This window comes from Paenibacillus sp. VTT E-133291, from assembly GCF_002264395.1.
Taxonomy (GTDB): Bacteria; Bacillota; Bacilli; order Paenibacillales; family Paenibacillaceae; genus Paenibacillus_AQ; species Paenibacillus_AQ nitricinens.
Genome location: NZ_NFVA01000067.1, coordinates 1 through 12094 on the forward strand (window position 1 = coordinate 1; position 12094 = coordinate 12094).

Sequence of the window (12094 nt, forward strand, 5' to 3'; positions counted from 1 at the left end):
TACACTGTACACTTGACAGGGAGCACTTCAGCCTTCTCTACGGTGGTTTTTTTTGAAATATAAGAAAGTATAAGATTAGTACCTATACTTTATATTTTATATTTCTCACTTAAAAAGTAGTAAAGCCCAGGTTGGTCTGCAATCGGAACAGGATGTACTTAAACCAGGTCACATCGCTCTGATAGGCCTCAAAGGGTAAAGTGAACACATGCCCCTCGTTATTCCATAGCCGATTGAAATAGGCTTCCATTTCTGTGAACAGCGGCTGATCACGCTTCATAGAAATCCACAGATCATTCTCCAGATTGTAGTCATCCAGATTACGTTTGGTAAAGTTAGTAGAGCCGCCAAGAACGATGGAGCTGCCGGTCTGTTTGGCGATAAAGAGCAGCTTTGGATGATATTGCTCTTTGGTTGTATTGTACCAACGGATAGAAATTCCACCGTTCGTGCGTTTGTTCAGGTCCATGGCAACTGGACGGTTGGGGATCCCGATTTTCTCACGCCCGAAGGCGTTCTGGTTGGGATCTAGAATTAGGTTTACCTTAGCCCCGCGTGAAGTCGCCTCTACCAACGCATCCAGAATGGCATCATCAGCAAGATAGAACATACCCATCCATACCGTATCCCCCTTCTGGGCGGACCTAATGCCTTGCAGAGCATATTTATACACCTTTCCTTCTGTTAAATAACGAACCTCTAGAGGTTCTGTTGAGGGCAGGCTCTTTTCTGGAGTGAATTTGGGCTTATGAACAAGCAGAGGGCCTGCATCTGAAAGATTGGCTGCTGCTTGCTCGGTCTGGAGAATATCAGCAATAATTGGACCCTTCACCTCCAGCGCAATATTGGAGTGGTAGGCGCTGGCATCGTGAACATTACCAGAGGAAATTAGTGCGGTATTCTCACTAGCAATAACTTTACGATGGTTCGCCTTTACATTTAGCAGCTTCAGATAGGAACGTGCGGTAATATCCGGTCCTCCACTAGCCATAAGATTGGGGATAAAGCCCTTACCGGACTGTCCAAACCATTGGATGAAGGTTCGCCAGACGGCCGAATAAGCAGGTGTAGAATCTCGCAGCGCATTAACATCGGTCATGATGACTCGAATCCCTACAGCCTTCATTTCTTCGAGAAGATGATTGGGTGCTGAGTTGTAATTCGTGTTGACCTCATCAGTAATGAAGACAATCTCCATGTCAGGATAAGCTTGCTTCTGTGAGATTAACTTATCTGTCAAAATCCGGCTGACTGGAGGAAATGACTGATCCTTATGGGTATAATCATTAAATAAGAATAGATCAATGACTAAGAACTCCTTGGACTCCTCGATAATCTGTATAATTCTAGGGAAAATTTCACTCTCTTGATTGCCAGTATCGGTACCGTCTGGATAGGTTAGGTCATGCCAGAAGGATACATTATTCACTTTGTATATAGGACTTTCATAGGAAATCCCTGCGGGAAGAGGCTTATGTGTCTGGTATATCATGACGCCGATTAACCAGAGAATTAGAATGATGCAAGCCCATATCACTCGTTTGCCGCGTCGTGAAGAGGTGCATTTCTTTGGATCAGGAGAATGGGTTTGATCTTGAATGATTTGAGGCTGAACGGATTGTTCGTGATCTGATTTCATTAGTAAATCCTCCTGAAAGTATTACAGTGCGCATTTCTTTAAGTTAATATGCACCGGCATGTTACCAACCTATTAACACTTAGTGGGGAGAAATGAAGCAGCCTCTGTATTTTTCACTAACCTCATATTGTAAATTCAAGTCTAGGGATATGTTATAATAAGTGCAGTTTAGGAATAGGAGGAACGGAGCATGAATCATACGCCAGAAGAGGCCGTACCATATGATGCGAATAGGCAGTCTGGCGCGGATCATGACAATGGCCTACCAATTGTAGAGGTTTCGGACAAGAAGTCTTTATTGCCTGCATCAAGGACAGGTGAACGCAAAATAGAACATGTACGCCTTTGTCTAAATGAAGAAGTCGGTGGCGTCGGTGTGACTACGGGGTTTGAACAATACCGATTTCGGCATAATGCTCTTCCAGAGCTGAATTTTGATGATATATCCTTGCAGACTACCTTTCTGGAACGTGAGCTGCGTACACCGCTGCTGATCAGCTCGATGACAGGTGGAAGTGCCGCTACCGGAGCCATCAATGCCCGATTAGCAGAGGCAGCACAGCGTCGTGGATGGGCGCTGGGTGTTGGTTCTGTGCGGGCAGCGGTGGAGCGCTCTGAGCTAACCGAAACCTTTTATGTGCGGGACAAGGCACCTGATATACCGGTTATCGCTAATATCGGCGCCGTACAGCTGTCCTATGGTTTCGGGATTGAGGAATGCCGCCGGGCTGTGGATATTGCTGGTGCAGATTTTCTTGTCCTGCATCTCAATGGTCTGCAAGAGGTCTTTCAACCGGAAGGGAATACTGGCTTTGCCTCCTTACTATCGCAGATAGCAAACGTATGCCGTGCACTTGAGGTTCCTGTAGGTGTAAAAGAAGTCGGCTGGGGCATTGACGGTGATACAGCAGCGCATCTTTATAATGCAGGGGTAGCTTTTGTTGATGTAGCGGGTGCAGGTGGAACATCATGGAGTCAGGTCGAGAAGTTTCGGAGTAGAGACCCTATACGGCGCGCAGCGGCTGAAGCTTTCGCGGACTGGGGTACTCCAACCGCGGAATGCATTGCAGAAGTGCGTGCTGTCTCCCCGAAAGGGGCTTTAATTGGCAGCGGCGGCTTGAAGCATGGCGTGGATGCGGCGAAGGCATTAGCTCTCGGTGCTAATTTAGCAGGTTTTGGACGCAATCTGTTAGGGCCAGCAGTAGATTCCGAAGAGGCGCTAGAAGCTGCACTGGCTCAGGTAGAGCTGGAGCTAAAGATAGCAATGTTCGGTATCGGAGCTCCCGATTTAGCAACTTTACGTGGGACTCCCCGTTTAATACGTAAATAAATGAATGTGGTAAATATAGAAGCGAGGAAGTGAAAAAAGAAAATGATTAAATTGGTTCATATGGATGAGTCCGCCTTTCAATTTTTCTTGGGTCAAGCTACCCGTGACTACGCTGAAGACAAGATTAAAGCCGGCGCTTGGGATCCTGAAATCGCGATGAAGCTATCGGAAGAAGCAATAACACAATCTCTGCCCAAAGGGTTAAATACAGATGGCGCTTATCTATACTCCATAGTAGAAATAAGTAGTGATATCCAAGTGGGATATATCTGGTTTAATGTAAGTGAAGGCCGCGGTGGGCGAGAGGCGTTTATATATGATTTCTACATTTTCGAACCGTATCAGAGTAAAGGTTATGGCAAGCAGGCTATGATCGCACTTGATGAAGAAGCTCGTGAAATGAACGTCACAAGAATCGGGTTACATGTCTTCGGTCAGAACAATCGTGCATTTGAACTGTACAAAAAAATGGGATATACCGTAACCGACATTACGATGTCTAAAGATTTATAATACTATCCGTGGAGACCTCGAAAGAGGTCTTTTTTTGTTGTTCTAAGAAATACAATGTAAATAATTGTGATAAATATATTTGAATTAGGAGGAGTAGAAAAATATGATTATTAAATAAATTCCTGAAAATGGATTCGGTGATATGGAATATTAGAAGGGGGATTAAGGTGAGACCAAGGTTTGTATTGTCGGTGGTTATATCTGCGACTGCAATACTGTTAATGGTTAGTTGTAACAGTGGAGATTTGCCAGGGAGAAAGCAATTGGAGTCTGAGCAAGTTCAGGCAAGTCCGAATGCGCCGGTAGTCTCTTCAAAGGTAGCGGAAAAACTGCCTGAAGCAGCGGTGTCTCCATTGACAGTGAAGCAGAGACTAGAAGACTTTGATTACATGTGGAAGATTATTGAGGAGAATTATCCTTTCCTGGAGGTGAACAAGCGTCTGAACGGAGTGGATTGGCTTGCGAACAAAGAGGAGCACTGCAATGAAATTGCAGCCACAAAGACGGATGATGAGTTTTTGACACGAATGGGCTTTGTACTAAGCCAGTTGAACAACGGGCACACGCACTTTATTTCCAAGGAAGATTACCCATGGTTTCTAAAAAGCTATGTTCGAGCAGGTGTTGGTTTTGAACCTTGGGTGAACGTGTTGCAGCAGCCTAATGTATTGGCCCGTTACAACCAGAAATCTTTAGCAGAGCAGCAAAGCGTTAATGAAAACAATAACACTGGGAATAGTGGGGAGGTGGGAAGCCAGTCAGGAGTAACTTCTGGGAATGTAAAAAAGGTCATTATAGAACCTAATCAAATAGTGTATCTAGGGATGAGAAGCTTTAATGGAAGTCTGATGGAGATGGACAGTTCAGAAATTCATGATTTTCTGGTAGAAGTAAAAGATTATAAAACATTAATTCTAGATATCCGTGGAAATGGCGGAGGAAACAGTGATTACTGGAGCATGAATATAGTTCCTCTACTGATTAATAAACCGATTACTTATAATACATATGATCTTTATAGGGGAGGCGAATATGTCGAGGCCTTTATGCAGTCACGCCGGCTGACAGAAGGGTTACAGCCAATTGCTAACCTTAAAGATGAGCAGTTGCCTAATATACCGCCAGAAGCGCTAACAATGTTTAAAAACTATAACAAAAATGTTGATAACGTAACCCCAAATCAATCTGTTGGCTTCAGAGGGAAAATCTATTTGCTGGTAGATAGATCTGTATATTCATCCGCAGAAGGATTCGCCGCATTCGCCAAAGGGACCGGGTTTGCTACGGTAGTAGGTGGAAGAACAGGGGGAGACGGTCTGGGGACAGATCCACTTTTAGCTGCATTGCCTAATAGCGGTTATGTATTCAGGTTCTCCCTCCAGTTGGGACTTAACTCTGATGGAAGCTGCAACGAAGAAGTCAAGACAGTCCCTGATCTGGAGGTTGACCCCGATAGCTCAAAGCCCCTATTGGATCAGCCGGCGGTGCAAAAGGTATTGCAACTTGCCAAATCCCATTGAAATGGACGCGCTTGGATAAGGCTGGATTGACACATCTGTAAGACATCCGGTGTTGCTGGAGAATATGTTCTAATATATAATGGTTTAGATCGTATTACTTATTCGGATGATCAATTTAGCTGAAAATAGGAGTTGTCATATAAATGGCTTTGAAAGCTGGAATCGTCGGTCTTCCTAACGTAGGAAAATCCACATTGTTTAATGCAATAACGCAAGCGGGAGCAGAATCCGCAAACTACCCTTTTTGCACGATTGATCCTAACGTTGGTGTCGTTGAAGTTCCGGACGAACGTCTTGATAAACTGACTGAGCTGGTACAACCTAACAAGACTGTACCTACTGCTTTTGAATTCGTTGATATCGCTGGCCTTGTGCGCGGTGCAAGTAAAGGTGAGGGATTAGGCAACAAGTTCCTAGCTCATATTCGTGAAGTGGATGCTATCGTTCATGTCGTTCGCTGCTTTGAAGATGAGAACGTTACCCACGTGGATGGAAAAGTAAATCCGATCAGCGACATTCAGACCATTAATTTGGAACTGATTCTTGCTGACATTGAGAGCATTGAGAAGCGGATTGAGCGCTCCCGTAAGAACATCAAAGGCGGCGACAAGAAATACGCTCAAGAAGTTGAACTGCTTGAACGTGTCAAAGAAGTTCTCTACGAAGACAAACCTGCACGTAGTATTGAATTGTCCGATGACGAGAAGCTTATTATCCGTGATCTTCATTTGTTAACATTGAAGCCAGTGCTGTATGCGGCGAATGTAAGCGAAGAAGAAGTTGCAAGTGCAGAGGACAATCCTTATGTGCAGCAAGTGCGTGAATTTGCAGCAACTGAAGGTGCTGAAGTTGTTCCGATCAGCGCTAAAGTAGAAGCTGAAATTGCCGAGCTTGAGGGCGAAGATAAAGCGATGTTCCTAGAAGAACTTGGGCTAGAAGAATCTGGTTTGAATCGTTTGATTAAAGCGGCCTACAAGCTGCTAGGCTTGTATACGTATTTCACAGCAGGCGTCCAGGAGGTTCGTGCATGGACCATTCGTAAGGGAACGAAAGCACCCGGCGCGGCTGGTGTAATTCATACGGACTTCGAACGTGGATTTATCCGTGCTGAGGTTGTGGCTTACGCAGATCTTGTGGCAGCGGGTTCGATGAATGGTGCGAAAGAACGTGGTCAATTGCGTCTAGAAGGTAAAGAATATTTGGTGCAGGACGGCGACGTTATGCATTTCCGTTTCAACGTTTAAGAGGACTAAAGTTTACCAAGAATAAGAGGATCATCTCAGTCGGTAGAGGGTATCTACTGCTGGGATGGTCTTTTTTAAAATATAAGTCATTTATTAAGATGTTTTCGCGTACCGAACTGTAGCCATTTCACAATATCTTTGGTATAATATAAAGTCGTATATCTAATTTTATGATATGTGTTTTAATGTCTTTATTTGCGAATTTGAAATTGAACTAGGAGAGGTGAATTCCCTTGTTGGACCGATTGCAATCCCTGGCGGACCGCTATGAGAAGCTCAGTGAACTGCTTTGTGATCCGGATGTTGCAAACGACAGTAAGAAACTGAGGGATTATTCCAAAGAACAATCAGACCTACAGCCTGCATTTGAGGCGTATACTGAATATAAGAATGTAATGGAAGAGCTTGAAGCTGCTAAGCAGATGCAAGGCGAAAAGCTTGATGATGAGATGAAGGAAATGGTCAAGACGGAAATTGACGACCTTTCCAAACGTCAGGTAGAGCTGGAAGAGCAAATCCGAGTATTACTGCTGCCTAAAGACCCAAATGATGATAAGAACGTAATCGTCGAAATTCGTGGTGCAGCGGGCGGAGATGAAGCAGCATTGTTTGCTTCCGATCTTTACCGGATGTACACCCGGTTTGCAGATTCACAAGGCTGGCGCGTGGAGTTAATGGATGTCAACGCGAGTGACCTTGGTGGATTTAAAGAGGTAATCTTCCTTATTAACGGCCGCGGTGCATACAGTAAGCTGAAATATGAAAGTGGTGCGCATCGCGTACAACGTATCCCAGCGACTGAATCCGGTGGACGTATTCATACCTCTACTTCTACCGTATCGGTGATGCCGGAAGCTGAGGCATTTGAGATTGAAATCCATGATAAAGATATTCGTGTGGATACCTTCTGTTCAAGTGGTGCAGGCGGACAGTCTGTAAATACAACCAAATCTGCAGTACGTGTAACCCATGTACCTACAGGCATCGTTGCTACCTGTCAGGATGGTAAGTCACAGAACTCCAATAAGGATAAAGCGTTACAAGTGCTTCGTGCCCGTATTTCTGATATGAAACGGCAGGAAGAAGAAGCGAAGTATGCTGGTGAACGGAAGAGCAAAGTAGGTACGGGTGATCGTAGTGAGCGTATTCGGACGTATAACTTCCCGCAGAGCCGGGTTACAGATCATCGTATTGGCTTGACACTGCATCGTTTGGAGCAGGTTATGAACGGAGAAATCACTGAAATTATTTCGGCTCTTTCAATTGCTGAACAAGCTGATTTGATGGATAGTATGGACAATGGATAATAATGCTTTGAACGATGGCGTATTTGTCATGTCGGAAGTGAAAAGCATCCGGGAAGCCTTTGCGGAGGCTTCTTCTTTTTTGAGCCAGAGCGGTTGTAATGAGCCGCAGCGTAGTGCGCAATTACTGCTTGAGCATGTGCTTGGCTTGTCCGGGGCAGCGTATTATATGGCGCTGGCGGATTCTTTTCCAGCTGCGGTCAAGGAAAAGTGGGAGGCGGGAGTTACCCGCCGGAGTAAGGGTGAGCCGGTGCAATATATCATCGGCGAGCAAGAATTCTACGGGCGTCCCTTTGAAGTGACGCCGGATGTGCTTATTCCACGGCCGGAGACGGAGCTGCTCGTCGAGGCGATTTTGCGGTACGGCGCGGAGCTCTGGCCGGACGGTACGGTTGCGCCGAGTGAACTGGCGCAGGAAGAAGGCGCTGCTTCGTTAGCAGCAGCGCAAGATCGTGCGGGCGGCGCGGAAAGTGGACGCGCCGTACGGCCGCTGACCGCCGTCGATATCGGCGCCGGCAGCGGAGCGATCTCCGTCACGCTGGCGGCGGAAGCGCCGGCGTGGCGGGTCTGCGCCGGCGACATTTCGCCGGAGGCCCTAGCTGTGGCGAAGCGCAATGCGATGCGCTCCGGCACAGCCGTGGACTTTCGGCTCGGCGATCTGCTCGAGCCGTTCGCGGGGATGGAGACGGAAATTCTCGTCTCCAACCCGCCGTACATTCCCGGCGAGGATATCGCCGGGCTGCAGCGTGAGGTGCGCGACCATGAGCCGCGCACTGCGCTGGATGGCGGAGCGGACGGGCTGGACCCGTACCGCCGCATGATGGAGCAGCTGGCGCTGCTCCCGGCACCGCCGCGCCTGATTGGCTTTGAACTCGGCTTCGGGCAAGCCGAGCAAGTGGCCGCGCTACTTGAAGCGGCGGGCCATTGGAAAGAGATCATCACCATTAATGATCTGGCTGGAATTCCACGTCATGTGCTAGGTATAGCACGATAATACTGCCTGCTGTGCAAGGGACTCCTGTTGATCGGGGAGTAAAATTGTATTTTCAACCCGACTTCCTTTACAATAGAATTTAACCGGACTTCTTGGTGAACCATAAAAGAAAGCCCAGATTTAGAGTAGGGAGGCAGAACGTGCTTCAGAAGATTAAAAAAATTGATGGTGCTATCGTAGTCGTTCTGTTATTACTCATGACTGTCAGCATCTTCGCCATATATAGTGTGACTCATGGAAGAGAAAAGCTGGACGGACATCATATCCGTATGATGATGTATTATGCAATTGGCTTTATTGCTTTTATTGGAATGACCTTTTTAGATTACAGAATTTTAGTGAAATACGCGCTATATATTTATTTGTTTGGGATAGGTATCCTGGTCCTCGTTAGCTTTTTGGGCGAGACCAAGAATAATGCCCAAGGCTGGTTGTCCCTCCCTGGAGGACTGAGCCTTCAGCCTGCCGAGCTATTCAAACTAATATTGATTCTATTTCTGGCAGCAATGCTTGTGCGTAAGAATAAAAGTAAACTCTTGTTTTGGCGGGATGTTGTGCCGCTCGGCCTCTTAACCTTATTTCCGTTTCTTATTGTGCTTACACAGAATGACCTTGGGAATGCCTTGTCTTACATTGTGATTCTTGCAGGTCTGTTGTGGATTGGAAATATTAAGTACACTCACGCATTAATCGCGCTGGTGATTGTAGCAAGCTCTGCGATTGCGGGGATTATGAGTTATATTCATTATCATGACGAAATTAAAACATTCCTTAATGATATTGGCCGGTCGCACTGGATTGAACGTTTCGACCCATGGCTTGTTCCGGATAAAGCGACAGCGAAAGCTCTTTATCATACCAAGAACGCCAAGCTTGCGATTGCCTCAGGTGGGATGAGTGGCGAGGGCTACATGAATGGTAGCTCTGTACAGACGGATCGCGTGCCTTATACGTATTCAGACTCCATCTTTGTACAGATTGCCGAGGAATTTGGATTCGTAGGATCTGCCTTTGTGCTGCTACTATATTTTATCCTGATTCATCGAATGATCCTGATTGCGCTGGAAGCCAGAGATCGAGCAGGTCCATTTCTGATCGTCGGCATTGTCGCGATGATGCTGTATCAGATTTTTGAGAATATTGGCGCGTTTATTGGTCTGATGCCATTGACAGGTATCACGTTGCCTTTCATCAGCTTCGGAGGTACCTCTCTGCTTATCAACATGGCCAGCATTGGACTGGTAATGAGTGTGCGTCTGCATGGGCAAGATGTAGAGGAAGATTTACCTAAGCCTACTCCTTATGCAGCCGCCAAACAGGTTTAATCACTAAATCACAATATAACCGTCAGAAACTCATCTTTTAAGGATGGGAACTGGCGGTTTTTTATTTTGGAAGTGAATCTCTGATATCGGATGTATTACATAAATTTGGAATTGCGGCCTTGAATGCTCTACAATAGAAAGGAGAGACTTTCCTCAGGTGAGGATGGTTGGAACCTTAATAGAGTAAGGAGTTTGCGTATGCTTGAAAAGCTCAAGAAGATCGATAGCGTGATTCTTATTGTTCTAGTTATGCTCATGGTCATTAGTATTCTTTCGATATACAGCGTGACTAATGGTAGATTAGTTCAGAAGCTAGATGGGTTCCATCTACAAATGCTTAAATACTACATTGTAGGGTTTGTAGCGTTTTTTGTGCTTACCTTCGTGGACTATAGGATATTTGTTAAATATGCTCTTTATATTTATATCTTCGGTATTGGTCTGCTAGTGTCGGTTAGTTTTTTTGGAAAGGTAAAGAACGGTGCGCAATTAGGGCTAGAGATAGGTGGACTTAGTTTTCAACCTGCGGAGCTTTTTAAGTTGATATTGATTCTTTTACTCGCATCCATACTGGTCCGTAAACAAGGAGCCACGCTAACCTTCTGGAAGGGAGTCGTCCCACTGGCGCTTCTTACATTGCTCCCCTTTACGATAGTTATTGTACAGAATGATCTGGGAAATGCGCTAAGCTACATCGTAATATTAATCGGTCTTCTATGGATCGGGAATATCAAAATTTCACATGCACTCATCGGATTACTAATCGTTGGCGGATTGGGTCTTGCAGGAATTCTGAGCTATATTCACTATCATGATGAAGCGGTATATTTCTTTGAGGAGACCCTTGGCAGGAAGCATTTAGTGGATCGTTTTGATCCTTGGCTCGTACCTGATTTGGCGTCAGATGATGCAAGCTATCACACGAAAAATGCTAAAGTGGCTATTGCCTCCGGAGGGATGAACGGCGAGGGGTACATGCAAGGAAGCTCTGTGCAGAGTAACCGTGTTCCATATACGTATTCGGATGCCATATTCGTGCAGGTTGCAGAGGAGTTTGGATTCGTAGGTTCAGCGCTGCTGCTGCTGCTCTTCTTTATTTTGCTCCATCGGATGATACTGATTGCTCTAGAGAGTAGGGAGCGCAGCGGTCCGTTTTTAATTATTGGAATTACAGCTATGCTGCTATATCAAATCTTAGAGAATATTGGAGCTTTTATCGGCCTAATGCCGCTTACTGGAATTACACTTCCGTTCATCAGTTATGGAGGCACATCACTTTTAATCAATATGGCCTGCATGGGGATTGTGATGAGTGTGCATCTATATGGACGGGATGTTGAGGATGATTTGCAATTGCCTAACGCGATTCCCATGAAGTTATAGATTTAATAGATTCATAGGTTTGTAGTCTCTCATCTCTGGACATACTACTAGCATGAGTGTTAAGAGGAGAGGGGCTGCTACAAATGAACGATAATCATATGGATAAAAGAGATTCCTTACGTGTAACTTTTAAGTATACTGCCATTTTAATTTGTTTTTTCATGATCGTTATCATGGCCTGGGAAGGTCAAAAAACCGATGCAGCAGTAGCCGAAGTAACGATTCCACAGGATTCTATCCGGCTGCGTATTTTGGCGAATTCGGATGGAACGCAGGATCAGTTAGTGAAGCGGCAGATCCGCGATACAATCGTGGAGCAAATGAACCAGTGGGTAACTGCACTTGAGGACCCGCAGAGCTTAGAGCAGGCACGCGCTTTAATTAGAACTCATCTACCAGAGCTAAATGCATTGGTTGGATCGGAGCTGGAGAAAAGAGGCATTCAGTATTCCTATAACGTGGAGCTCGGTGTAGTTCCTTTTCCGACTAAATTATACGGTGGTACGGTCTACCCTGCCGGAGAGTACGAGGCTGTGCGGGTTACACTGGGTGAAGGCAAGGGACAAAATTGGTGGTGTGTACTGTTTCCGCCACTATGCTTTATCGATGCGGGTTCCGGAGATGCGGCAGCACCTGCTGCTAACAAAGCGGTGAAGACGGTTTCGGCTGCCGGGGCAGAGAGTGGAGCTAAGGCACAACCAGCAGTAGGGACAGCTGTACAAGCAGATTCTTCGGCAAAGGATGCTGCGGCAGCAGATTCCGCAGAGCCAGAGGTACGGTTCTTCGTTTGGGAACTGCTGCAAAACCTTTGGAACTGGATTAGCGGATTATGGTCGTAATGC

General features: G+C 45.9%; 10 protein-coding genes. 9 read left to right on the forward strand and 1 reads right to left on the reverse strand.

Annotation, left to right across the window (positions count from 1 at the left end; all coding sequences use genetic code 11):
- Positions 1–109: 109 nt before the first annotated feature.
- On the reverse strand, positions 110–1639 hold the full coding sequence (locus tag CA598_RS22505) for a phospholipase D family protein (RefSeq protein WP_094877954.1): 1530 nt from the start codon (positions 1637–1639) through the stop codon (positions 110–112).
- Positions 1640–1829: 190 nt separating this feature from the next.
- Between CA598_RS22505 and fni the strand changes: the two genes are divergently transcribed.
- The 9 genes from fni to spoIIR all read left to right on the forward strand — a co-directional run bounded on the left by fni (position 1830) and on the right by spoIIR (position 12091).
- Positions 1830–2969 (forward strand): type 2 isopentenyl-diphosphate Delta-isomerase, encoded by a 1140-nt coding sequence (gene fni / locus CA598_RS22510; RefSeq protein ID WP_094871109.1) that lies wholly within the window; start codon positions 1830–1832, stop codon positions 2967–2969.
- A 42-nt stretch (positions 2970–3011) separates the two neighbouring features.
- Positions 3012–3482 carry a GNAT family N-acetyltransferase gene (locus CA598_RS22515; protein ID WP_256989866.1) on the forward strand — a complete coding sequence of 157 codons (471 nt, stop codon included), beginning with the start codon at positions 3012–3014 and terminating at the stop codon, positions 3480–3482.
- Positions 3483–3649: 167 nt separating this feature from the next.
- Positions 3650–5002, forward strand: a complete 1353-nt coding sequence (locus CA598_RS22520; RefSeq protein ID WP_179283736.1) for a S41 family peptidase — start codon at positions 3650–3652, stop codon at positions 5000–5002.
- A 143-nt stretch (positions 5003–5145) separates the two neighbouring features.
- Positions 5146–6246 (forward strand): redox-regulated ATPase YchF, encoded by a 1101-nt coding sequence (gene ychF, locus CA598_RS22525; protein WP_042131387.1) that lies wholly within the window; start codon positions 5146–5148, stop codon positions 6244–6246.
- 233 nt (positions 6247–6479) lie between these two features.
- Positions 6480–7553 (forward strand): peptide chain release factor 1, encoded by a 1074-nt coding sequence (prfA, locus tag CA598_RS22530; protein ID WP_094871115.1) that lies wholly within the window; start codon positions 6480–6482, stop codon positions 7551–7553.
- Entirely contained in the window at positions 7546–8544 is a 999-nt protein-coding gene (prmC, locus tag CA598_RS22535; RefSeq protein WP_094877956.1) for a peptide chain release factor N(5)-glutamine methyltransferase, read from the forward strand. The genes prfA and prmC overlap by 8 nt, the downstream gene beginning before the upstream one ends.
- A gap of 140 nt (positions 8545–8684) precedes the next feature.
- Positions 8685–9869, forward strand: coding sequence for an FtsW/RodA/SpoVE family cell cycle protein (locus CA598_RS22540; protein ID WP_042192492.1), 1185 nt, complete (start codon positions 8685–8687; stop codon positions 9867–9869).
- Between the two features lie 198 nt (positions 9870–10067).
- The gene (locus CA598_RS22545) at positions 10068–11252 is read left to right on the forward strand and encodes an FtsW/RodA/SpoVE family cell cycle protein (protein WP_094877957.1); all 1185 of its coding nucleotides are present in this window, start codon (positions 10068–10070) and stop codon (positions 11250–11252) included.
- An 83-nt stretch (positions 11253–11335) separates the two neighbouring features.
- Complete coding sequence (gene spoIIR / locus CA598_RS22550; protein WP_256989867.1) at positions 11336–12091, forward strand: stage II sporulation protein R; 756 nt, start codon at positions 11336–11338, stop codon at positions 12089–12091.
- Positions 12092–12094: the final 3 nt, after the last annotated feature.

Bases quoted from the DNA above. Each gene is read 5' to 3' on its own strand.
- CA598_RS22505 (WP_094877954.1), bottom strand. From the start codon at position 1,639: ATGAAATCAGATCACGAACAATCCGTTCAGCCTCAAATCATTCAAGAT.
- fni (WP_094871109.1), top strand. From the start codon at position 1,830: ATGAATCATACGCCAGAAGAGGCCGTACCATATGATGCGAATAGGCAG.
- CA598_RS22515 (WP_256989866.1), top strand. From the start codon at position 3,012: ATGATTAAATTGGTTCATATGGATGAGTCCGCCTTTCAATTTTTCTTG.
- ychF (WP_042131387.1), top strand. From the start codon at position 5,146: ATGGCTTTGAAAGCTGGAATCGTCGGTCTTCCTAACGTAGGAAAATCC.
- prmC (WP_094877956.1), top strand. From the start codon at position 7,546: ATGGATAATAATGCTTTGAACGATGGCGTATTTGTCATGTCGGAAGTG.
- CA598_RS22545 (WP_094877957.1), top strand. From the start codon at position 10,068: ATGCTTGAAAAGCTCAAGAAGATCGATAGCGTGATTCTTATTGTTCTA.
- spoIIR (WP_256989867.1), top strand. From the start codon at position 11,336: ATGAACGATAATCATATGGATAAAAGAGATTCCTTACGTGTAACTTTT.